This is a genomic window from Pengzhenrongella sicca (assembly GCF_017569225.1).
GTDB lineage: Bacteria > Actinomycetota > Actinomycetes > Actinomycetales > Cellulomonadaceae > Pengzhenrongella > Pengzhenrongella sicca.
In genome coordinates, this window is sequence record NZ_CP071868.1 from 1,547,658 (window position 1) to 1,571,132 (window position 23,475).

Annotated in this window: 17 protein-coding genes and 3 rRNA genes; 17 read left to right on the top strand and 3 right to left on the bottom strand. The window is 70.6% G+C overall.

Annotation, left to right across the window (positions count from 1 at the left end):
- Window positions 1–3 precede the first annotated feature (3 nt).
- The 3 genes from J4E96_RS07045 to J4E96_RS07055 form a co-directional block, all read right to left on the bottom strand.
- Entirely contained in the window at window positions 4–540 is a 537-nt protein-coding gene (locus J4E96_RS07045; RefSeq protein WP_227425058.1) for a GNAT family N-acetyltransferase, read from the bottom strand.
- Between the two features lie 85 nt (window positions 541–625).
- Window positions 626–1,339: a DsbA family oxidoreductase gene (locus tag J4E96_RS07050; protein WP_227425059.1), complete on the bottom strand. Its 714-nt coding sequence runs from the start codon at window positions 1,337–1,339 to the stop codon at window positions 626–628.
- 11 nt (window positions 1,340–1,350) lie between these two features.
- Complete coding sequence (locus tag J4E96_RS07055; RefSeq protein WP_227425060.1) at window positions 1,351–2,334, bottom strand: quinone oxidoreductase family protein; 984 nt, start codon at window positions 2,332–2,334, stop codon at window positions 1,351–1,353.
- Between the two features lie 96 nt (window positions 2,335–2,430).
- Here J4E96_RS07055 and argC point away from each other — a divergent pair, with 96 nt between their 5' ends.
- The 17 genes from argC to J4E96_RS07140 all read left to right on the top strand — a co-directional run bounded on the left by argC (window position 2,431) and on the right by J4E96_RS07140 (window position 23,475).
- Window positions 2,431–3,501 carry an N-acetyl-gamma-glutamyl-phosphate reductase gene (gene argC, locus J4E96_RS07060; RefSeq protein ID WP_227425061.1) on the top strand — a complete coding sequence of 357 codons (1,071 nt, stop codon included), beginning with the start codon at window positions 2,431–2,433 and terminating at the stop codon, window positions 3,499–3,501.
- On the top strand, window positions 3,498–4,676 hold the full coding sequence (gene argJ, locus J4E96_RS07065) for a bifunctional glutamate N-acetyltransferase/amino-acid acetyltransferase ArgJ (protein ID WP_227425062.1): 1,179 nt from the start codon (window positions 3,498–3,500) through the stop codon (window positions 4,674–4,676). Before argC ends, argJ begins: the two co-directional genes overlap by 4 nt.
- Window positions 4,673–5,734, top strand: a complete 1,062-nt coding sequence (argB, locus tag J4E96_RS07070; RefSeq protein WP_227425063.1) for an acetylglutamate kinase — start codon at window positions 4,673–4,675, stop codon at window positions 5,732–5,734. Before argJ ends, argB begins: the two co-directional genes overlap by 4 nt.
- The gene (locus tag J4E96_RS07075; protein ID WP_227425064.1) at window positions 5,731–7,035 is read left to right on the top strand and encodes an acetylornithine transaminase; all 1,305 of its coding nucleotides are present in this window, start codon (window positions 5,731–5,733) and stop codon (window positions 7,033–7,035) included. The genes argB and J4E96_RS07075 overlap by 4 nt, the downstream gene beginning before the upstream one ends.
- Window positions 7,032–7,967 carry an ornithine carbamoyltransferase gene (gene argF, locus J4E96_RS07080; protein WP_227425065.1) on the top strand — a complete coding sequence of 312 codons (936 nt, stop codon included), beginning with the start codon at window positions 7,032–7,034 and terminating at the stop codon, window positions 7,965–7,967. Before J4E96_RS07075 ends, argF begins: the two co-directional genes overlap by 4 nt.
- Entirely contained in the window at window positions 7,964–8,629 is a 666-nt protein-coding gene (locus tag J4E96_RS07085) for an arginine repressor (protein WP_227425066.1), read from the top strand. Before argF ends, J4E96_RS07085 begins: the two co-directional genes overlap by 4 nt.
- Window positions 8,626–9,885, top strand: coding sequence for an argininosuccinate synthase (locus tag J4E96_RS07090; RefSeq protein ID WP_227425067.1), 1,260 nt, complete (start codon window positions 8,626–8,628; stop codon window positions 9,883–9,885). The genes J4E96_RS07085 and J4E96_RS07090 overlap by 4 nt, the downstream gene beginning before the upstream one ends.
- The gene (gene argH / locus J4E96_RS07095) at window positions 9,878–11,326 is read left to right on the top strand and encodes an argininosuccinate lyase (protein WP_227425068.1); all 1,449 of its coding nucleotides are present in this window, start codon (window positions 9,878–9,880) and stop codon (window positions 11,324–11,326) included. The genes J4E96_RS07090 and argH overlap by 8 nt, the downstream gene beginning before the upstream one ends.
- A complete protein-coding gene (locus tag J4E96_RS07100; RefSeq protein WP_227425069.1) occupies window positions 11,311–11,931 on the top strand; it encodes a uridine kinase family protein in 621 nt (206 codons plus the stop codon). Before argH ends, J4E96_RS07100 begins: the two co-directional genes overlap by 16 nt.
- Window positions 11,928–12,635 (top strand): DNA-3-methyladenine glycosylase, encoded by a 708-nt coding sequence (locus tag J4E96_RS07105; RefSeq protein WP_227425070.1) that lies wholly within the window; start codon window positions 11,928–11,930, stop codon window positions 12,633–12,635. The genes J4E96_RS07100 and J4E96_RS07105 overlap by 4 nt, the downstream gene beginning before the upstream one ends.
- On the top strand, window positions 12,628–13,908 hold the full coding sequence (gene tyrS, locus J4E96_RS07110; RefSeq protein ID WP_227425071.1) for a tyrosine--tRNA ligase: 1,281 nt from the start codon (window positions 12,628–12,630) through the stop codon (window positions 13,906–13,908). The genes J4E96_RS07105 and tyrS overlap by 8 nt, the downstream gene beginning before the upstream one ends.
- 514 nt (window positions 13,909–14,422) lie before the next feature.
- Window positions 14,423–15,964, top strand: a 16S ribosomal RNA gene (locus tag J4E96_RS07115).
- Window positions 15,965–16,420: 456 nt separating this feature from the next.
- Window positions 16,421–19,527 (top strand): 23S ribosomal RNA (locus J4E96_RS07120).
- A gap of 80 nt (window positions 19,528–19,607) precedes the next feature.
- A 5S ribosomal RNA gene (gene rrf, locus J4E96_RS07125) occupies window positions 19,608–19,724 on the top strand.
- The 16S, 23S and 5S rRNA genes sit together here, the layout of an rRNA operon.
- 1,244 nt (window positions 19,725–20,968) lie before the next feature.
- Window positions 20,969–22,183 carry a hypothetical protein gene (locus tag J4E96_RS07130; RefSeq protein WP_227425072.1) on the top strand — a complete coding sequence of 405 codons (1,215 nt, stop codon included), beginning with the start codon at window positions 20,969–20,971 and terminating at the stop codon, window positions 22,181–22,183.
- A complete protein-coding gene (locus tag J4E96_RS07135; protein WP_227425073.1) occupies window positions 22,180–23,208 on the top strand; it encodes an HAD-IIA family hydrolase in 1,029 nt (342 codons plus the stop codon). The genes J4E96_RS07130 and J4E96_RS07135 overlap by 4 nt, the downstream gene beginning before the upstream one ends.
- A gap of 75 nt (window positions 23,209–23,283) precedes the next feature.
- Window positions 23,284–23,475, top strand: coding sequence for a hypothetical protein (locus J4E96_RS07140; protein ID WP_227425074.1), 192 nt, complete (start codon window positions 23,284–23,286; stop codon window positions 23,473–23,475).

Here is a 23,475-nt window from a genome sequence, read left to right on the forward strand (position 1 = left end):
CTGTCAGACTCCCAGGGCGAGCAGCGCGACCCGCACCGAGCCGCCCTTGGTGGTCTGCTCGCCGAGCTGCTCGAACCCGAGCCGGCGGTGGAACGCCAGCGACTCGGGGTTCGGCGGCTCGAGGTTGACCTCGCACGTCACGGCCGCGAGGCCGAGCGTTCCGGCGCGCGCGGCGACCGCCGCGTACAGCGCGCGACCGAGCCCCCGGCCGTGGGCCTGCGGCGCGACGACGATGCGGTCGACGTACAGCGACCCCGGCCGGTGGGCCGAGAACCACCGGTAGTTCTCGCTGTCGTAGTCCGCGCCCGGCTCCAGCGCGAGCAGGAACGCGACCGGGCGACCCGCGGCGTCGTCGATCGCGATCGCGAGGTCGCAGCGCGGCACGTGCGCCGTCAGGCCCTCGAGGCCGAGCGAGTTGACCGCCGGGACGGCCGCCTCGTTCAGCGCGGAGAGGACCGCGAGGTCGGCGGGAACGATCGGGCGCGGCTCGGGTCGGGCCGCAGCAGCAGGAAAGGGGGAGGCGGGGGGCTTCACTGGCATGGCCGCGATGGTAGGCGACGCACCCGTCCCCCCTCACCCAGCCCCCTCACCCAGCCCCCGCGCGCGGCCCCGCACGGCAGCCGCCTCACGCGTCGGCGAACCCGTCCCAGGCCTGCGCGAGCGCCGCCGCGAACAGCTCGGCGCTCTGGGCGCCGGACACCCCGAGCCTGCGGTCGAGCACGAAGAACGGCACGCCGGTGACCCCGATCGCGCGCGCCTGCGCGACGTCGGCGCGCACGGCGTCGGCGGCCGCGTCGCCCTCGTCGCTGCCGTCGACCGGCGCGAGCGCGGCCCGGATCCGGTCGGTGTCGAGGCCCAGCCGCCCCGCGATCGCGACGAGCTCGGCGCCGTCGTCGACCGCTATGCCGCGCTCGAAGTGCGCGCTCATGAGCTCCTGCACGACATCGCCCGCGACGCCGGGCAGCTGCGCGGCCGCTAGATGCACGAGCCGGTGGGCGTCGAACGTGTTGGCGGGCCGGACGGTCTCGAAGTCCACCGCGAGGCCCTCGCCCGCGGCGAGCGCGGTGACGTGGGCGAACATCTCGCGCACCTGGTCGAGGTCGAGGCCCTTCGCGCGCGCGAGCAGCTCGAGCTCGGATCCCGGCGGGCCGGAGACGGCGTCGGGCGAGAGCTGGTAGCTGCGCCACGTGACCTGGACCCGGTCGCGGTGCTCGAACGACGCGAGCCCTGCGGCGAAGCGCTGCTTGCCGATGAAGCACCAGGGGCACGCGACGTCCGACCAGATCTCGACCTGGAGCGCGGGTAGCGCTGGCGTGGTCGCGGGAGTGGACTCGGTCACAGGAGACACGCTCACGGGATCAGCACCACCTTTCCGGTCGTCGCGCGGCCTTCGAGGTCGCGGTGCGCGTCCGCGGCGTCGGCCAGGGCGAAGCTCGCGCCGACCCGGACGTCGAGCGTGCCGGCGGTCACAGCCGCGAACAGCTCGTCCGCCCGCCACGTGAGCTCCTCCCGCGTCGCGATGAAGTGCCCGATCGTCGGGCGCACGAGGAACAGCGAGCCGCCGCTGTTGAGGCGCTGCGGGTCGACCGGCGGCACCGGGCCTGAGGAAGCGCCGAACAGCGCGAGCCCGCCGCGCGGGCGCAGGGACGCGAGCGACGCGTCGAACGTGGTCTTGCCGACGCCGTCGAACACCGTGTGCACGCCGGCGCCCCCGGTGAGACCGCGCACGATCGCCGGCAGCTCGGTGGTGAGGTCCGCGAGGGTGTCGTAGCGCACGACGTCGCTCGCTCCCGCCCCGCGCGAGAGGCCCTCCTTCGCGGCGCTCGAGACCGTCGTGATCACGCGCGCCCCCCGCGCGACCGCGAGCTGCGTCAGGAGCAGCCCGACGCCGCCCGCGCCGGCGTGGATGAGCACGTCCTGGCCCGCGGTGACCGGGAACGTCGACGTCGCGAGGTAGTGCGCGGTGAGGCCCTGCAGGGGGAGCGCGGCGGCGACGAGGTCGCTCACGCCGGCCGGGACGGCGAGCGCCTGACGGGACTCGACGAGCGCGAGCTCGGCGTACGAGCCCGGCGCCTGCGCCCAGGCCACGCGGTCCCCGACGGCGAACTCGCCCGAGCCGGTGCCCGCGGCGACGATCGTGCCCGCGCCCTCGGAGCCCACGACGTGCGGGAACGGCATCGGGTACACCCCGGCGCGCCGGTACGTGTCGATGAAGTTGACCCCCGCGGCGGCGACCCGCACGAGCAGCTGGCCCGGCCCGGGGACGGGGTCCGGCCGGTCGACGAGCCGGAGAACGTCTGGACCGCCCGGGGCGGTGGCTTCGATTGCGCGCATAGTGCCGCCAACGTCCCAGGTGCGCGGGATCATCCCCGCCCCCGACACGCAGGCGGGGCGTCTGCATCGTTCTGCATGCCGGTGTATATTCATGCAATGTCTTTCACCGTGGCCGTAGCCGGCGCCAGTGGGTATGCCGGCGGTGAGGCCCTGCGCCTCCTGCTCGGCCACCCCGAGGCCCGCATCGGGGCGCTCACCGCGCACAGCAACGCCGGCAGCGCGCTCGGCGAGCACCACCCGCACCTGCGCGCCCTCGCCGACCGCGTGCTCGTGCCCACCTCGGCGGCCACGCTCGCGGGCCACGACGTGGTCGTGCTCGGCCTGCCGCACGGCGCCTCCGGTGCCGTCGCCGCCGAGCTCGGCGACGACGTCGTCGTCATCGACCTGGGCGCCGACCACCGCCTGACCGACGCCGGTGCGTGGGCTCAGTTCTACGGCGGCCCGCACGCCGGCAGCTGGCCCTACGGCCTGCCCGAGCTCCTGCACGCGGGGGAGACGACCGCGGCGGCCCAGCGGGCGGCGCTCGCCGGGGTCCACCGCATCGCCGTGCCCGGCTGCAACGTCACCGCGGTCACGCTCGGCCTCCAGCCCGGCATCGCCGCGGGCCTGATCGACCCGCTCGACCTCGTCGCGGTGCTCGCCAACGGGTACTCGGGTGCGGGCAAGGCGCTCAAGCCGCACCTGCTCGCGTCCGAGGCGTTCGGCTCGGCCCAGCCGTACGGCGTCGGCGGCGGCCACCGGCACGTCCCCGAGATCGAGCAGAACCTGCGCCGCGCGGGCGCCCCGGACGTCACCATCTCGTTCACCCCGACCCTGGTGCCGATGGCGCGCGGGATCCTCGCGACCGCGACCGCGCGGCTGCGGCCCGGCACCGACCCGGCCACGGTGCGCGCGGCCTGGGAGGCCGCCTACGCCGACGAGCCGTTCGTGCACCTGCTCCCGCTCGGGCCCGGCGGCGCGCCCCAGTGGCCGACGACGGCGGCCACCCTCGGGTCGAACACCGCGCTCGTGCAGGTCGTCGTCGACGAGCGCGCCGGCCGGGTGGTCACCGTGACCGCGATCGACAACCTCGTCAAGGGCACCGCGGGCGGCGCCCTGCAGTCCCTCAACCTCGCGCTCGGGCTCCCCGAGACGCTTGGCCTGACCAGCAACGGAGTCGCACCATGAGCGTCACCCATCCCCGCGGGTTCCGGGCCGCCGGCGTCACCGCCGGGCTCAAGACCTCCGGGAAGCCCGACGTCGCGTTAGTCATCAACGACGGACCGGCCCGCGCCGCGGCCGCCGTCTTCACCACCAACCGCGTCCAGGCCGCGCCCGTCGTCTGGTCGCGCCAGGCCGTGTCCGACGGCGTCGCCGTCGCCGTCGTGCTCAACTCCGGCGGGGCGAACGCCTGCACCGGCCCGGCCGGCTTCGCCGACTCGCACGCCACGGCCGAGCACACGGCGGCGCTGCTCGGGATCTCCGCGCTCGACGTCGTGGTCGCCTCGACCGGGCTGATCGGCGAGCGGCTGCCGATGGACCTGCTCCGGGCCGGGATCACCGACGCCGCGACCCAGCTCACGGCCGACGGCGGCCCGGACGCGGCGGTCGCGATCATGACGACCGACAGCGTCCCGAAGACCGTCGCGATCGACCGCGCGTCGGGCGACGGCCGGCCCTGGTCGGTCGGCGGCATGGCCAAGGGCGCGGGCATGCTCGCGCCCGGGCTCGCCACGATGCTGTGCGTGCTCACGACGGACGCCGATGCGCCGGCCGAGGTCCTCGACGCGGCCCTGCGCGCCGCGACCGCGGCGACCTTCGACCGCGTCGACTCCGACGGCTGCATGTCGACGAACGACACGGTCACGCTGCTCGCCTCGGGCGCGAGCGGCGTCGTGGTCGACGCCGCCGAGCTCACCGAGGCCGTCGCCGCGGCGTGCGCGCAGCTCGCGCGGGCCCTCGTCGCCGACGCCGAGGGCGCGAGCCACGAGATCGCCGTCACCGTCCGGGGCGCCGCGACCGAGGCGGCCGCGGTCGCCGTCGCGCGCGCGGTCACCCGGTCCAACCTGTTCAAGGCCGCGGTCTTCGGCAACGACCCGAACTGGGGCCGGGTGCTCGCCTCGGTCGGCACCGTGCCCGTCGAGGTCGCGGCGTACGACGCGGACGCCCTGGACGTCTCGATCAACGGGGTCCAGGTCTGCCGGGCCGGCGGGGTGGGGGCCGATCGCAGCCTCGTGGACCTCGCCGGGGCGCGCGAGGTCCTGGTCGACGTCAACCTGCACGCCGGCGCGGCGAGCGCGACCGTGTGGACCAACGACCTCACCCACGACTACGTCCACGAGAACAGCGCGTACTCCTCATGACCGACACCACGAGCGGCCCCACCGCGAGCGACCCGACCCTGATCGACCCCGCAGCGAGCGAGCCGACGGCGAGCGAGTCGACGCCGTCGCCCGACGACTTCTTCTTCAACACGCGCACCGACCTGCACGCGCACCAGAAGGCCGAGGTCCTGATCGAGGCGCTGCCCTGGCTGCAGCGGTTCTCCGGCACGCTCGTGGTGGTCAAGTACGGCGGCAACGCGATGACCGACGACCGCCTCAAGCGCGCGTTCGCCGAGGACATGGTGTTCCTGCACCAGGTCGGCCTGCGGCCCGTGATCGTGCACGGCGGCGGCCCGCAGATCAACTCGATGCTGGACCGGCTCGGCATCGTCAGCGAGTTCCGGGGCGGCCTGCGCGTGACGACGCCCGAGACGATGGACGTCGTGCGGATGGTGCTCACGGGCCAGGTCTCGCGCGAGCTCGTCGGGCTGCTCAACGCGCACGGCCCGCACGCGGTCGGCCTCTCGGGCGAGGACGGCGGGCTCTTGCAGGCGCGCCGGCGCACCGCGCTGATCGACGGCGAGCAGGTCGACATCGGCATGGTCGGCGACGTCGTCGACGTGAACCCCGGCGCGGTGCTCGACCTGCTCGACGCCGGTCGGATCCCGGTCGTCTCGACCGTGGCACCCGACATCGACGACCCCACCCAGGTCCTCAACGTGAACGCCGACACGGCCGCCGCGGCGCTCGCGATCGCGCTCGGCGCGCGCAAGCTCATCGTCCTCACCGACGTCGAGGGCCTGTACGCGAACTGGCCCGACCGGGACTCGCTCGTGCGTCGCATCAAGGCCAGCGCGCTCGCGCAGCTGCTGCCGACGCTGGACTCCGGGATGCGCCCCAAGATGGAGGCGTGCTGGCGGGCCGTGACCGGCGGCGTCGGCCGGGCCCACGTCATCGACGGCCGCGAGCCGCACTCGATCCTCGTCGAGGTGTTCACCTCGGGCGGCATCGGCACGATGGTGCTCCCCGACGACGAGCCCGTGCCGTCGCTGTACACCGCGCCGATCCCCGTCGTCCGGCCGGGGGCGCCCAGATGAGCGCCGCCGAGCTCGCGGCGACGTCGGCTGCCCCCGCCCCGTCCACCGCCACCGCACCCGCCACCGCGGCCGGCCTGGTCGCGAGCGACTCGGGCGCGCACTGGAGCGAGCGGTACTCCCGTGCGCTGATGGACACGTTCGGCGCGCCGCAGCGCGTGCTCGTGCGCGGCGAGGGCGCCTACGTCTGGGACGCGGACGGCAACCGGTACCTCGACCTGCTCGCCGGGATCGCGGTCAACGCCCTCGGGCACGCGCACCCGACCCTGACGGCCGCGATCTCCGCGCAGCTGGGCACGCTCGGGCACGTCTCGAACTTCTTCGGCTCGCCGACCCAGATCGCGCTCGCCGAGCGCCTGCTCGAGCTCGCCCAGGCGCCCGAGGGTTCGCGCGTGTTCTTCGCGAACTCGGGCACGGAGGCGAACGAGGCCGCGTTCAAGATGGCGCGCCGCACCGGGCGGCCGCGGATCCTCGCCCTCGAAGGCTCGTTCCACGGCCGGACCATGGGCGCGCTCGCGCTGACCCACAAGGCGGCCTACCGCGCACCCTTCGAGCCGCTGCCGGGCGGCGTCGAGTTCATCCCGTTCGGCGACTCGGCGGCGCTCGAGGCCGCGCTCGACGAGAACGTGGCCGCGCTGTTCGTCGAGCCGATCCAGGGCGAGGCCGGCGTCCGGCCGCTGCCGCCCGGGTACCTGGCGCGGGCCCGCGAGCTGACGCGCGCCTGCGGCGCCCTGCTCGTCATCGACGAGGTGCAGACGGGCATGGGGCGCACCGGCGCCTGGCTCGCGCACCAGCACCCGCACCTCGGCGGCGGCATCGTGCCCGACGTCGTCACGCTCGCCAAGGGCCTCGGCGGCGGTTTCCCGATCGGCGCGGCCGTCGCCTACGGCGAGCGCGCCGCCTCGCTGCTCGGCAGGGGGCAGCACGGCACGACGTTCGGGGGCAACCCCGTCGGGGCGGCCGCCGCGCTCGCGACCATTGCCGTGATCGACCGCGACGGGCTGCTCGAGCACGTGCGCGAGATCGGCGCGCAGCTGCGCTCCGAGATCGCGGCGCTCGGCCACCCGCTGGTCGCCGCCGTCCGGGGCGAGGGGCTGCTGCTCGCGATCGAGCTGACCTCGCCCGTCGCGGTCGAGCTCGCGGCCCGCGCGCTCGAGGCCGGCTTCATCATCAACCCCGTGCGCCCGGACACCATCCGGCTCGCGCCGCCCCTGATCCTCACCCGCGCTCAGGCGGCCGACTTCGTCGGCTTCCTGGCCGGCGTCCCGCGCACCGCCACCCCCGACCCGGAGGTCTCCCGATGACCCGCCATTTCCTGCGCGACGACGACCTGTCGCCCCGCGAGCAGCGCGAGGTCCTCGAGCTCGCGCTCGCCTTCCGGGACGACCGGTTCATCCGCACCCCGCTGACCGGCCCGCGCGCCGTGGCCGTGCTGTTCGACAAGCCGACCCTGCGCACGCAGGTCTCGTTCTCGACCGGGATCGCCGAGCTCGGGGGGTTCCCGATGCTCGTGGACGGGAACCTCGCGCAGATCGGCGTCCGGGAGTCGATCGCCGACACGGCGCGGGTGCTCGGCCGCATGGTCTCCGCGATCGTCTGGCGCACCTTCGACCAGTCCCGGATCGACGAGCTGGCGGCGAACGCCGGCGTGCCCGTCGTGAACGCGCTGACGGACCAGTTCCACCCGTGCCAGGTGCTCGCCGACCTCGTGACCATCGCCCAGCACCGCGGCGGCGGCGTCGGATCGCTGTCCGGCGTGACCCTCGCGTACCTCGGCGACGGCGCCAACAACATGGCGGCGTCGTACCTGCTCGGCGGGGCGACCGCGGGGCTGCACGTGCGGATCGGCACCCCGGCGGGCTTCCCGCCCGACGCCGCGGTGCTCGCGGCCGCCGCCGCGATCGCGGCCACGACCGGCGGCTCCGTGCTCGTGACCGACGATCCGGACGTCGCCGTCGCGGGCGCCGACGTCGTCGCGACCGACACCTGGGTGTCCATGGGCCAGGAGGCCGAGGCCGCCGCGCGCGAGGCGCCGTTCGTGCCGTTCCGGCTCGACGCGCGGGTGCTCGCCCTCGCGGCGCCGGACGCGCTCGTGCTGCACTGCCTGCCCGCCTACCGCGGCAAGGAGATCACGGCCGACGTAATCGACGGCCCGCAGTCGGTCGTCTGGGACGAGGCCGAGAACCGGCTGCACGCTCAGAAGGCCCTGCTGGCGTGGCTGCTGGAGCAGTCATGAGCGCACCGGCCCAGGGCGTACCGGCCCAGGGTGCCTCCGCCCAGGGAACCCCGGCCCGCGTGCCGGCGACGAAGGCCGCCCGGCACGCCCTCATCGCGACCCTGCTGTCGCGGCGCCCGGTCCACTCCCAGCCCGAGCTCGCGGCGGCGCTCGCCGAGGCCGGCGTCTCGGTCACGCAGGCGACGCTCTCGCGCGACCTGGTCGAGCTGCGGGCGGTGAAGATCCGGACCGCCGCGGGCGCGCTCGCCTACGCCGTGCCCGCGGAGGGCGGGGACCGGAGCCCCCAGCCGGCCGCCGACACGGAGTACCTCGCGGCGCGGCTCGCGCGGCTGTGCGCCGAGCTGCTGGTGACGGCCGACGCGTCCGACAACCTGGTCGTGCTGCGCACCCCGCCCGGCGCCGCGCAGTTCTTTGCCTCCGCGATCGACCACTCGGTGCTGCCGGGCGTGCTCGGCACCATCGCCGGCGACGACACGGTGCTCGTGATCGCGCGCGAGCTCGACGACGCCGACCCACGCTCGAGCGGGCGCGTGCTCGCGGCCCGGTTCCTCGCGCTGGCGTCGACCTCGGCGCCTGCGCCGGGTGCCGACGACCTTCCTGCGTCCAACCAACTTCCTCTCTCCCCAGATCAGCTGTCCCTCGATGAAAGAGAACTGTCATGACTGAACGTGTCGTGCTCGCATACTCCGGTGGACTCGATACGTCGGTAGGCATCGGCTGGATCGCCGACGCCACCGGCGCCGAGGTCATCGCCGTCGCCGTCGACGTCGGCCAAGGCGGGGAGGACCTGAACGTGATCCGCCAGCGCGCGCTCGACTGCGGCGCGGTCGAGGCGTACGTCGCGGACGCCCGCGACGAGTTCGCCACCGAGTACTGCATGCCGGCGCTCAAGGCGAACGGCCTGTACCTGAACCGGTACCCCTTGGTGTCCGCGATCTCGCGCCCCGTCATCGTCAAGCACCTCGTGCGCGCCGCGCGCCAGTTCGGCGCGACGACCGTCGCGCACGGGTGCACCGGCAAGGGCAACGACCAGGTGCGGTTCGAGGTGGGCATCACGTCGCTCGCCCCCGACCTCAAGTGCATCGCGCCGGTGCGCGACCTCGCGCTCACGCGCGACAAGGCGATCGAGTACGCGACCCGTCGCTCCCTGCCGATCGAGACGACCAAGCACAACCCGTTCTCGATCGACCAGAACGTCTGGGGCCGCGCCGTCGAGACGGGCTTCCTCGAGGACATCTGGAACGCGCCCACCAAGGACGTCTACACCTACACCGACAGCCCGGCGTTCCCTCCCGTCGCCGACGAGGTCGTCATCACGTTCGATCAGGGCGTCCCGGTCGCGCTCGACGGCGTGCCGGTCACCCCGCTGCAGGCCATCCAGGAGATGAACCGCCGCGCCGGCGCCCAGGGCATCGGCCGGATCGACATCGTCGAGGACCGGCTCGTGGGCATCAAGTCGCGCGAGATCTACGAGGCACCCGGGGCGATGGCGCTGATCGCGGCGCACCAGGAGCTCGAGAACGTCACGATCGAGCGCGAGCAGGCGCGCTTCAAGCGCACCGTGGAGCAGCGCTGGACCGAGCTGGTCTACGACGGCATGTGGTTCTCGCCGCTCAAGCGCTCCCTCGACACGTTCATTGAGGACACCCAGAAGTACGTCTCGGGCGACGTCCGCCTCGCCATGCACGGTGGCCGCGCGACCGTGACCGGGCGCCGCAGCGACTCGAGCCTGTACGACTTCAACCTCGCGACCTACGACACGGGCGACACGTTCGACCAGGCGAGCTCGAAGGGCTTCATCGAGATCTACGGCCTGTCGGCCAAGCTCTCGGCCGCGCGCGACGTGCGCTTCGGCAACGGCCCGGACCTCGGCGCGGGCACGCTCCCCATCGAAGCGACGTCGGGTACCGGTGCCTGACGCGCCGACGCCGACGCCGTCGGCAGCCCGGGGCGGGCCGCGCGTGAGCCTGTGGGGCGGCCGGTTCGCCGGCGGCCCCGCCGACGCGCTCGCGGCGCTGTCGCTCAGCACGCACTTCGACTGGCGGCTCGCCGGCCACGACATCGCCGGGTCGATGGCGCACGCGCGCGTGCTGCACGGCGCCGGGCTGCTCACGCCCGACGAGCTCGCCGGGATGGAGGCCGCGCTCGCGGTGCTCCGCGCCGACGTCGCGAGCGGGGCTTTCCGCCCCGAGCCGGCCGACGAGGACGTGCACACCGCGCTCGAGCGCGGGCTGCTCGACCGCGCCGGCGTCGAGCTCGGCGGCAAGCTGCGCGCCGGCCGGTCCCGCAACGACCAGATCGCCACGCTCGTGCGGATGTACCTGCGCGAGCAGGCCCGCACGGTGTCCGGGCTCCTGCTCGACGTCGTCGACGCGCTGATCGACCAGGCGGCGGCGCACCGCGAGGCGCCGATGCCGGGCCGGACCCACATGCAGCACGCGCAGCCCGTGCTGCTCGCGCACCACCTGCTCGCGCACGCGTGGCCGATGCTGCGCGACGTCGAGCGGTGGGTCGACTGGGACGCGCGCGCGGCGCTCTCGCCGTACGGCGGGGGAGCGTTGGCGGGCTCGTCGCTCGGCCTCGACCCCGCCGCGATCGCGGCGGAGCTCGGCTTCGACGGGCCGGTCGAGAACTCGATCGACGGGACCGCGAGCCGCGACGTCGTGGCCGAGTTCGCGTTCGTGGCCGCCATGACGGGCATCGACCTCTCGCGGATCGCCGAGGAGGTCGTCATCTGGGCGACCCGGGAGTTCGGCTTCGTGCGCCTCGACGACTCGTACTCGACCGGGTCGAGCATCATGCCGCAGAAGAAGAACCCCGACGTGGCCGAGCTCGCGCGCGGCAAGGCGGGCCGCCTCATCGGCGACCTCACCGGGCTGCTCGCGACGCTCAAGGGGCTGCCGCTCGCGTACAACCGCGACCTGCAGGAGGACAAGGAGCCGGTGTTCGACCAGATCGACACCCTCACCGTCCTGCTGCCCGCCTTCGCGGGCATGGTCGCGACGCTCACGTTCGACACGGGCCGGATGGCGGAGCTCGCGCCGCAGGGCTTCTCCCTCGCGACCGACGTCGCCGAGTGGCTCGTGCGCGAGGGCGTGCCGTTCCGGGTGGCGCACGAGCTCGCGGGCGCGTGCGTGCGCGAGTGCGAGGAGCGCGGCATCGAGCTGTGGGACCTGACCGACGCCGAGCTTGCTGGCATCTCGGCGCACCTGACGCCCGCGCTGCGCGCGGTGCTCACGGTCGAGGGTTCGCTCGCGTCCCGGTCCGCCTACGGCGGAACCGCTCCGGTGCGCGTCGCCGAGCAGCTCGGGCGCGCCCGGGCCCGGGCCGCCGAGCTTCGCGCGTGGACGACCCGCTGACGGGCGGGGCGGCGGCGGCCGCGGCGCCGGCGGCCGACCAGGGCCGGGCGCTCGCGCGCCGGCTCGCGGCCCTCGTCGCCGGGAGCGAGCCGCTGCTGGGCCCGGTGCGGCTCGTGTGCATTGACGGGCCGGCCGGGTCGGGCAAGACGACGTTCGCCGCGTTGCTCGGCGCCGAGCTCGGCGCGCAGGTGGTGCACGTCGACGATCTGCTCGCCGGGTGGGGCGATCTCGAGGGCGTCTGGCCGCGGCTGCGGGACGGTCTGCTCGCCCCGCTCGGCGCGGGCCTGACCGGCCGGTACCGCCGCTACGACTGGGTCGCCCAGGAGTTCGCCGAGGTCCACGAGGTCCCGGTCGCCGAGGTGCTCGTGCTCGAGGGGTGCGGGTCGGCGCGTCGCGGCGTCGACCCGTGCGCCGTCCTGAAGGTCTGGGTCGAGGCGCCGCCCGCCGAGCGGCTCGCGCGCGGGATCGCCCGCGACGGCGAGGCGATGCGCGCCCACTGGCTCGCCTGGGCGCAGGACGAGGCCGCGCACTTCGCGGCCGAGGGTACGCGCGAGCGCGCCGACGTGATCGTCGACAGCGGCGTCGGCGCGGCGCTCGAGCCGTGACGGCGCCGCTGGAGCGCGCCTGGTTCGCCCGCGACGCGCCGGTCGTGGCGGGCGAGCTCCTCGGCGCGTCGGTGACGACGACGAGCGCGGCGGGCCGGGTCACGGTGCGGATCACGGAGGTGGAGGCCTACCGGGGCGACGCCGACCCGGGCTCGCACGCCTACCGCGGCCCGACGGCGCGCAACGCGGCCATGTTCGCCGAGCCCGGCCGCCTCTACGTCTACCGCCACCTGGGCCTGCACATCTGCGTGAACATCGTGTGCGAGCCCGCCGGCGTCGCCGCCGCGGTGCTGCTGCGGGCGGGCGAGGTGACCGAGGGCGCAGCCCTGGCGCGCGAGCGCCGGCAGCGCGCGGGCGTCCTGCGGTCCGACGTCGACCTCGCGCGCGGCCCCGCCCGACTCGCCGTCGCGCTCGGGATCGACCTCACGGCCGGCGGCCTGGACGTCACCGACCCGGACGGCCGCGTCGTCGTCCAGGCCCGGCCCGCCGGCGCGGCTCCCGCGGGGGCGACGGGGCCGCGCGTCGGGGTCTCCGGCGTCGGCGGCGACGGCGACCTCTTTCCGTGGCGCGCCTGGCTCCCGGCCGAGCCCACCGTCTCGGCGTACCGGGCCGCGGTGCGCCGGCGCGGCCCCGAGCACGGCAGACTTGCCCCTGGCCGCCGCTTCGGCGCGCCGCCCGCATCTGAGGGAGAACTTCGTGAGTGACGTCCTGGCCGAGCTGCAATGGCGTGGGCTGGTTGCCCAGTGCACCGACGTCGAGGCGCTGCGCTCGGCGCTCGCCGCGGGGCCGATCACGCTGTACTGCGGGTTCGACCCGACGGCGCCGAGCCTGCACATCGGGAACCTCGTCCAGATCCTTACGGTGCGCCGCCTGCAGCTCGCCGGGCACCTCCCGCTCGCCCTCGTCGGCGGAGCGACCGGCCTCATCGGGGATCCGAAGATGGCGGGGGAGCGCACCCTCAACGCGCCGGACCTCGTCGCCGAGTGGGTCGACCGCATCCGTCGGCAGATCGAGCCGCTGCTCGACTTCACCGGCCCCGCCGCCGCGCGCATGGTGAACAACCTCGACTGGACCGCGCCGATGTCGGCGATCGACTTCCTGCGCGACGTCGGCAAGCACTACCGGCTCGGCACGATGCTCGCGAAGGACACGGTGGCGCGCCGGCTGAACAGCGACCAGGGCATCAGCTTCACGGAGTTCAGCTACCAGATCCTGCAGGGAATGGACTACCTCGAGCTGCACCGTCGGCACGGCGCGAGCCTGCAGACCGGCGGCAACGACCAGTGGGGCAACCTCCTGTCGGGCGTCGAGCTCATCCACAAGTCGGACCAGCACGCGGTGCACGCGCTCACGACCCCGCTGATCACCAAGGCGGACGGGACCAAGTTCGGTAAGACCGAGACGGGCACGGTGTGGCTGGACCCCGAGCTCACGAGCCCGTACGCCTTCTTCCAGTTCTGGCTGAACGCCGACGACGCCGACGTCGTCGGGCACCTCAAGGTCTTCACCTTCCGGACGCGGGCCGAGATCGAGGAGCTCGCCTACGCGGTGTCGACGCGGCCGGCGGCGCGCGCGGCCCAGCGCGCGCTCGCCTATGACGTGACGGCGCTCGTGCACGGGGCGGCGGCCGCAGACAAGGTCGTCGCGGCGAGCCAGGCGCTGTTCGGCCGCGGCGACCTGCGCGAGCTCGACGAGTCGACGACGGCCGCGGCCGTCGCCGAGCTGCCCACCGCGAAGGGCGCGCCCGGCGACCTGCTCGCCGACCTGCTAGCCGCGACCGGGGTGGTCGCGAGCAAGGCCGCGGCCCGCCGTGCGATTGCCGACGGCGGCGCCTCCGTGAACAACGTGCGGATCGCGGACGAGGCCGCGGTGCTCGCCGGCGCGGACCTGCTGCACGGCCGATGGGCCGTGCTGCGTCGCGGCAAGCGCACCCTCGCGGTCGTGGATGCGCAGGTGCCAGGGCATTCGGGGGACTGATTTGACGCTCGCAGGGCGGGTGCGTAGTCTTCACTCTTGTCGCCCGGTTGGGAGGAACGGACATCACGGCGCTAAGACGCGCTGATGGTGGCTGGTCCCGCAGGCGACCACCCCTTTGGATGATGGTTTCGGGTTGTTTGTGTGCCTGGATTGTTGTGCGAAGATTGATCGTGGTTCCCGGTGGGTTCGCTGAATAAGCGGATTTGGTGGGGGCCGGGATTGAAGGTAGGATTGAATGGTTGCCTTTCGACTGGTTGTGAGACTGGTTGGGATGCGCGTCCGCTCCTTGAGAACTCAACAGCGTGCTAAGTAGTCGATGCCATTTGGTTCATTGGCTTGTGATGGCTGGGCTTTTGTCTGGTTGTTGTGGGTTGGTGGATTTTAAATTGGCTTAATGCAGGTGCCTTTCCGTCAGTGGGGGGTGCCTGTTTTTTGGTCAGTTCAACTGGCCCTTCGGGGTCGTTTCGTTTTGTCGGTTGCCTTGCTGCTTTGGTGGTGGGGTTGCTTATAGACATTTACGGAGAGTTTGATTCTGGCTCAGGACGAACGCTGGCGGCGTGCTTAACACATGCAAGTCGAACGGTGAAATCGAAGCTTGCTTTGGTGGATCAGTGGCGAACGGGTGAGTAACACGTGAGTAACCTGCCCCTGACTCTGGGATAACTTCGGGAAATCGGAGCTAATACCGGATATGAGACATGCCTGCATGGGTAGTGTCTGGAAAGATTTATCGGTCTGGGATGGACTCGCGGCCTATCAGCTTGTTGGTGAGGTAATGGCTCACCAAGGCGACGACGGGTAGCCGGCCTGAGAGGGCGACCGGCCACACTGGGACTGAGATACGGCCCAGACTCCTACGGGAGGCAGCAGTGGGGAATATTGCACAATGGGCGAAAGCCTGATGCAGCGACGCCGCGTGAGGGATGGAGGCCTTCGGGTTGTAAACCTCTTTCAGCAGGGAAGAAGTGGTCGGGTTTTCTCGGTCGTGACGGTACCTGCAGAAGAAGCGCCGGCTAACTACGTGCCAGCAGCCGCGGTAATACGTAGGGCGCAAGCGTTGTCCGGAATTATTGGGCGTAAAGAGCTCGTAGGCGGTTTGTCGCGTCTGCTGTGAAAACTCGAGGCTCAACCTCGGGCTTGCAGTGGGTACGGGCAGACTAGAGTGCGGTAGGGGAGACTGGAATTCCTGGTGTAGCGGTGGAATGCGCAGATATCAGGAGGAACACCGATGGCGAAGGCAGGTCTCTGGGCCGCAACTGACGCTGAGGAGCGAAAGCATGGGGAGCGAACAGGATTAGATACCCTGGTAGTCCATGCCGTAAACGTTGGGCACTAGGTGTGGGGCTCATTCCACGAGTTCCGTGCCGCAGCTAACGCATTAAGTGCCCCGCCTGGGGAGTACGGCCGCAAGGCTAAAACTCAAAGAAATTGACGGGGGCCCGCACAAGCGGCGGAGCATGCGGATTAATTCGATGCAACGCGAAGAACCTTACCAAGGCTTGACATACACCGGAAAAGTGCAGAGATGTGCTCCCCGCAAGGTCGGTGTACAGGTGGTGCATGGTTGTCGTCAGCTCGTGTCGTGAGATGTTGGGTTAAGTCCCGCAACGAGCGCAACCCTCGTCCTATGTTGCCAGCGCGTTATGGCGGGGACTCATAGGAGACTGCCGGGGTCAACTCGGAGGAAGGTGGGGATGACGTCAAATCATCATGCCCCTTATGTCTTGGGCTTCACGCATGCTACAATGGCCGGTACAAAGGGCTGCGATACCGCGAGGTGGAGCGAATCCCAAAAAGCCGGTCTCAGTTCGGATTGGGGTCTGCAACTCGACCCCATGAAGTCGGAGTCGCTAGTAATCGCAGATCAGCAACGCTGCGGTGAATACGTTCCCGGGCCTTGTACACACCGCCCGTCAAGTCACGAAAGTCGGTAACACCCGAAGCCGGTGGCCCAACCTCACTTGTGGGGAGGGAGCTGTCGAAGGTGGGACTGGCGATTGGGACTAAGTCGTAACAAGGTAGCCGTACCGGAAGGTGCGGCTGGATCACCTCCTTTCTAAGGAGCTCTGGCACTAGCTGGTTTCCTGTAGTGGGTTGCTGGTGGTGTCCAGGCCTGTGCCCCGGCCGAACGCGTCGGGGGCAGTGCTCACGGGTGGAACATCGACTATGGCTGACCGCGACCTGCGGAAGCTGCTAGTACTCCTGCGCTTGCGTGGGGTGGAACGCGGCGAGGTGGGGCAGGGGTTGGCTGGGCACGTTGTTGGGTCCTGAGGGCACGGGCGCAAGCTTGTTGCTTTCAGGCCGCCAGGGTCTGGGGTCATGCCAGTGGGTGTGAGACCAGACCGACCAGATCGTCGCCGTCATGGTGGGGTTTGGTGGTGGCTGCGGATCACGGTGAACCAGCCGATGCACCTAAGGGTGTGGTTGGGGAGCGTGGGATCGCCCGTAGCTTGAGAACTGCACAGTGGACGCGAGCATCTTTGTAAGAAGATCTTTGCAAGAAGATTAATGTTGTCAAGTTTTTAAGGGCACATGGTGGATGCCTTGGCACTAGGAGCCGAAGAAGGACGTTGTAGCCTGCGATAAGCCTCGGGGAGTTGGCAAACGAACCGTGATCCGAGGATGTCCGAATGGGGAAACCCCGCTGGAGTCATGTCCAGTGACCCGCACCTGATATATATAGGGTGTGTGGAGGGAACGTCGGGAAGTGAAACATCTCAGTACCGACAGGAAGAGATATTCCGTGAGTAGTGGCGAGCGAAAGCGGAACAGGCCAAACCGATTGCGTGTTCAAGCCGGCAGGCGTTGCGTAGTCGGGGTTGTGGGACCTTTCCATTGCCTCTGCCGAGGTGATAGGGAGTCAGAAAGTCGCGTCATAGTCGAAGGGCATTGAAAGGCCCGGCACAGAGGGTGTGACCCCCGTAGACGAAATGGCGTGGCCTCCCGAAGGGGATCCCAAGTAGCACGGGGCCCGAGAAATCCCGTGTGAATCTGGACAGACCACTGTCTAAGCCTAAATACTACCTAGTGACCGATAGCGGACAAGTACCGTGAGGGAAAGGTGAAAAGTACCCCGGGAGGGGAGTGAAATAGTACCTGAAACCGTGTGCCTACAATCCGTTGGAGCCTCCCTAGCAGGGGTGACAGCGTGCCTTTTGAAGAATGAGCCTGCGAGTTAGTGGTACGTGGCGAGGTTAACCCGTGTGGGGAAGCCGTAGCGAAAGCGAGTCCGAACAGGGCGATTCAGTCGCGTGCTCTAGACCCGAAGCGGAGTGATCTAGCCATGGGCAGGTTGAAGCGCGGGTAAGACCGCGTGGAGGACCGAACCCACTTGGGTTGAAAACCGAGGGGATGACCTGTGGTTAGGGGTGAAAGGCCAATCAAACTCCGTGATAGCTGGTTCTCCCCGAAATGCATTTAGGTGCAGCGTCACGTGTTTCTTGCCGGAGGTAGAGCTACTGGATAGCTAATGGGCCCTACAAGGTTACTGACGTTAGCCAAACTCCGAATGCCGGTAAGTGAGAGCGTGGCAGTGAGACTACGGGGGATAAGCTCCGTTGTCGAGAGGGAAACAGCCCAGACCACCAGCTAAGGCCCCCAAGCGTATGCTAAGTGGGAAAGGATGTGGAGTTGCACAGACAACCAGGAGGTTGGCTTAGAAGCAGCCACCCTTGAAAGAGTGCGTAATAGCTCACTGGTCAAGTGATTCCGCGCCGACAATGTAGCGGGGCTCAAGCATACCGCCGAAGCTGTGGCATTCACATAATAACCAGGCCTTCGTGGTCCAGGTGTGTGGATGGGTAGGGGAGCGTCGTGTGGGCAGTGAAGCCGCGGGGTAACCCAGCGGTGGAGCCTACACGAGTGAGAATGCAGGCATGAGTAGCGAAAGACGGGTGAGAAACCCGTCCGCCGAATGATCAAGGGTTCCAGGGCCAGGCTAATCCGCCCTGGGTAAGTCGGGACCTAAGGCGAGGCCGACAGGCGTAGTCGATGGACAACGGGTTGATATTCCCGTACCGGCGAAGAATCGCCCATACCGACCGTGGTGATGCTAAGCGCCTGAAGCCGGCTAGATCCCTTCGGGGACGTGCCGGGGGAGCGCGCGAACCGAACTGCTATTAGGTAAGCGTATTAACAGGGGTGACGCAGGAAGGTAGCCCAGCGTGGCGATGGTAGTCCACGTCCAAGGTTGTAGGGTAAGAGGTAGGCAAATCCGCCTCTTGTTAAGCCTGAGAACTGATGGTGACCGCTTATGCGGGATGATTGGGTGATCCTATGCTGCCAAGAAAAACCTCGACGCGAGATTCTAGCCGCCCGTACCCTAAACCGACTCAGGTGATCAGGTAGAGAATACTAAGGCGATCGAGAGAATCATGGTTAAGGAACTCGGCAAAATGCCCCCGTAACTTCGGGAGAAGGGGGGCCTGAGGCGTGAACCCACTAGCTGGGGGAGCGTTCGAAGGTCGCAGAGACCAGGGAGAAGCGACTGTTTACTAAAAACACAGGTCCGTGCGAAGTCGCAAGACGATGTATACGGACTGACGCCTGCCCGGTGCTGGAAGGTTAAGAGGACGGGTCAGCCGCAAGGCGAAGCTCAGAATTTAAGCCCCAGTAAACGGCGGTGGTAACTATAACCATCCTAAGGTAGCGAAATTCCTTGTCGGGTAAGTTCCGACCTGCACGAATGGCGTAACGACTTCTCCGCTGTCTCAACCGTGAACTCGGCGAAATTGCACTACGAGTAAAGATGCTCGTTACGCGCAGCAGGACGGAAAGACCCCGGGACCTTTACTATAGTTTGGTATTGGTGTTCGGTGCGGCTTGTGTAGGATAGGTGGGAGACTGTGAAGCCGGCACGCCAGTGTCGGTGGAGTCAACGTTGAAATACCACTCTGGTCGCTCTGGATATCTAACCTCGGTCCGTAATCCGGATCAGGGACAGTGCCTGATGGGTAGTTTAACTGGGGCGGTTGCCTCCTAAAATGTAACGGAGGCGCTCAAAGGTTCCCTCAGCCTGGTTGGCAATCAGGTGTCGAGTGCAAGTGCACAAGGGAGCTTGACTGTGAGACTGACAGGTCGAGCAGGGACGAAAGTCGGAACTAGTGATCCGGCGGTGGCTTGTGGAAGCGCCGTCGCTCAACGGATAAAAGGTACCCCGGGGATAACAGGCTGATCTTGCCCAAGAGTCCATATCGACGGCATGGTTTGGCACCTCGATGTCGGCTCGTCGCATCCTGGGGCTGGAGTAGGTCCCAAGGGTTGGGCTGTTCGCCCATTAAAGCGGTACGCGAGCTGGGTTTAGAACGTCGTGAGACAGTTCGGTCCCTATCCGCTGCGCGCGCAGGAAACTTGAGAAGGGCTGTCCCTAGTACGAGAGGACCGGGACGGACGAACCTCTGGTGTGCCAGTTGTTCCGCCAGGAGCACGGCTGGTTAGCTACGTTCGGAAGGGATAACCGCTGAAAGCATCTAAGCGGGAAGCCTGCTTCAAGATGAGGTTTCCATGGGATACGTCCCGAGAGGCTCCCAGCTAGACCACTGGGTTGATAGGCCGGATGTGGAAGCGGGGACTAAAGACCCGTGAAGCTGACCGGTACTAATAAGCCGATAACTTGACACACTTACACTGTTGCCATGCGTCCACTGTGCGGTTCCCGAGATACGGACGGGTATACCCGCAACCAGATATCTCCATAGAGTTACGGCGGTCATAGCGAGGGGGAAACGCCCGGTCCCATTCCGAACCCGGAAGCTAAGCCCCTCTGCGCCGATGGTACTGCACGGGAGACTGTGTGGGAGAGTAAGTCGCCGCCGGACAACCATTACAGAAAGAGCCACCCCATCTCGGGGTGGCTCTTTCTCGTTTTCGCCTGACCAGTACGTGACACCACAAGAGCGATGTGCGCTGCAGCGGCCGATCCCGGCCGCGCGACGCGTGCGCCTCGTGGCCGCGCCGGTCCAGGCATCGAGCTGGGCCGCCTTGTCGCCCCGGTACCGCCACCGCGGCCGACCCGCGCGGCAATGAGACGATAGATCGACGCATGACTACGAGGGAGACACACGTGAACAAGGACGCCGGGAACGCCAGCGGCTCGAGGGGTTCCGACGAGCGCGGGCGGAGCGCGCCCCGGGGCGGCGCTGGATCCGGTGGCGCTTCGCGTGGGGGCGACCGCCCGTACCGCCCGGCCGGCGAGCGCCAGGAGCGGCCGTACCGGCCGTCGACCGGCAGCGCGCGGCCCACGTATCGGGCGAACGACGAGCGCCCGACCCAGCGATCGCGCTGGGAGGACCACGGGACCGACCGTCCGGCCGCGCAGGGTGCCGAGCGCCCCGCGCGCGGTGGCGACCGTCCGTACCGTCCGTCCAGTGACCGTCCCGAGCGGTCGAGCCGTCCGTCGACGGGTTCGCGTCCGCCGTTCCGGTCTAGCGACGACCGGGGCGACTCCCGCCCCGACGCACGTGGCGGGGATCGTCCGTACCGTCCCGCCCCCGACCGCGGGGATCGTCCGTACCGTCCGTCCGGTCACCGCCCGGACCGTCCCGAGCGGTCGAGCCGTCCGTCGACGGGTTCGCGTCCGCCGTTCCGGTCCAACGACGACCGTGGCGACTCCCGCCCCGACGCACGTGGCGGAGATCGTCCGTACCGTCCCGCCGGCGACCGCGGGGATCGTCCGTACCGTCCGTCCGGTCACCGCCCGGACCGTCCCGAGCGGTCGAGCCGTCCGTCGACGGGTTCGCGTCCGCCGTTCCGGTCCAACGACGACCGTGGCGACTCCCGCCCCGACGCACGTGGCGGAGATCGTCCGTACCGTCCCGCCGGCGACCGCGGGGATCGTCCGTACCGTCCGTCCGGTGACCGCCCGGACCGTCCCGAGCGGTCGAGCCGTCCGTCGACGGGTTCGCGTCCGCCGTTCCGGTCCAACGACGACCGTGGCGACTCCCGCCCCGACACCCGCGGCGGGGACCGTCCGTACCGTCCCGCCGGCGAGCGTCCTGCCCGCACCGAGCGCCCTGCCCGCACCGAGCGTTCCGAGCGCACCGAGCGTCCCGACCGCGCAGCGGTGGCCCCCGAGCGCACGAGCAGCCAGGACCGCGACGAGCGTCCCCGCTGGGGCGCCCAGGCCGACCGCAGCACGGACCGCGGCGGCGACGACAACAACGCTGTGCGCCGCACCGAGCGCCCGCCGACGCACGACCGGACCCCGCGCGCGGGCACTGAGCGCGCCGCTCGGCCGCGCACCAACGACCGGCCCGACCGACCGCGCACGAACGACCGGCCCGACCGTCCCCGGACGAGCGACCGGCCCGACCGCCCCGATCGTTCGGGTGCACCGGACCGCTCGCGTCGCCCCGACAGCCGCTCGGACAGCCGTCCCGACGACCGGGGTCGCAGCGAGCGTGCACCGCGAGGCGGCTCCGCCGCTCCGCAGCGTGACGGCGACGCGATCGACCACCGCCTCACTCGCTCGCCCGAGGCCGAGCGCCAGGTCGCACCCCCGATCGACGAGGACGTGCAGTTCTCTGACCTCGATCGTGCTGTGCGCGCGCGGCTGCGCACCCTCAGCAAGGAGAACGCCGACGGCGTCGGCCAGCACCTGGTGATGGCCGGGCGCCTGCTCGACACGTTCCCGGAGCAGGCGTACGAGCACGCCCAGGCCGCGGTGCGGCGCGCGGGCCGCGTCGACGTCGTCCGCGAGGCCGCCGGCCTCGCCGCGTACCGGACCGGCCGCTACGCCGAGGCGCTGCGCGAGCTGCGCACGGTGCGCCGGCTCAACGGCTCGTCCGAGCACCTGGCGATCATGGCGGACTGCGAGCGAGGCCTCGGGCGTCCCGAGCGCGCGCTCGCGTTGGCCGCGTCCCCCGAGGCGGAGGGCCTCGAGGCCGACGCCGCAATCGAGCTCGCCATCGTCGTGAGCGGCGCGCGGCTCGACCTGGCGGAGCCGGAGGCCGCGTACGCGGTGCTCGCCGACAGCGCGCTGGCTCGCCTCGGCGTCGTCGCAGGCGTCGTCGCGGTGCGCATCGCGCAGGCCCGCTCTGCGGCGCTGATCGCCCTGGGTCGCCCCGAGGACGCCGCAGCGGCGCTCGCCGGGTACTCCGCCGCGCAGCTCGCCGAAGCCTCGGGCGGCAGCGACGAGCCCGAGGAGGACGTCGTCGTCTTCGACCTGGACGACGACGACGAGTCCGACGCGCCGGTCGACGACGCGCCCGCAACCGACGCGCCGGCCACCGACTCACCGGCCACCGACGCGCCCGCGGCCGTCGACGATCGCGCATGACGGGGCTGATCGGTTCCGACGTCCCGCTGGCCGAGCGGTACGACCTGGCGCTCGTCGATCTGGACGGGGTCGCCTACCGCGGCCACGACCCGATCGACGGCGCGTCGCAGGGCCTGGCGGGCGCGCGCGCGAACGGGATGCGGCTCGTGTTCATCACGAACAACGCCTCCCGCGAGCCCGAGTCCGTCGCGGCCCAGCTGAGCGGGCTCGGCATCCCGACCGAGCCCGTCGAGGTCATGACGGCCGCGCAGGCCGCGGCCGGCGTGCTCGCGACGCGGCTCTCGCCCGGCGCGAAGGTGCTCGTCGTCGGGGGAGCGGGCCTCGTCACGGCCGTCCGGGCCGCCGGCTTCGTGGTCGTGACGTCGGCGGACGACAAGCCCGACGCCGTCGCGCAGGGCTTCGCGCCCGAGCTCGGCTGGACCCAGCTCGCGGAGGCCGCGTATGCGGTCGAGCGTGGCGCCTGGCACGTCGCGAGCAACCTCGACCTGAGCCTGCCCACGGCGCGCGGGTTCGCGCCCGGGAACGGCTCTCTCGTCGCCGCGGTCCAGGCCGCGACCGGCGTCGTGCCGGACAGTGCGGGCAAGCCGGCCCCGACGATGTACCGGCTCGCCGTCGAGCGGGCCGGCTCGGACCGGCCCCTCGTCGTCGGCGACCGCCTCGACACGGACCTGGCGGGGGCCCGCGCGGCGGGCTACCCCGGCCTGCACGTGCTCACCGGCGTGAGCTCGGGCCGCGACGCGGTGCTCGCGGGCGCGCACGAGCGCCCCGACTACCTCGGCGCCGACCTGATGAGCCTGCTCGTCGCCCACCCCGTGCCGGAGCGTGGCGCCGACGGCTGGTGGGCGACCCGCGGCGCGTCCGCGCGCGTGACGGACGGCCGGCTCGAGCTCGCGCGCTCGGGTGAGGGCGTCGACGCCCAGATGGACCTGCTCCGGTCGGCCTGCATGGCCGCGTGGGAGGCGGTCGACGCCGGCCTCGAGCTCGCGGCCGATTCGGTGCCCGAGCTCGGCGTCGCCGCGCCGTGATCGGCGCGCGCGGCCGGTAACGTGGAGCGTTGCCGGGGTGACCTCGGCAGATCGAGCTTCGACCGAGGAGTAGGTGTGCACGAGCATGCGCCGGGCGCGATCGCCGGCCAGCACGAGCCGGCGGCCCAGACGACCGGGGACGCCGCGGTTGACGCTGCGCTGACGCGCCTAGGACAGCTCGACGCTCTGCCGGTGCGCGCCCACGTCGCCGTGTTCGACGCCGTCCACGGCGCCCTGCAGGACCGCCTCGCGGACGAGGGCGCCTAG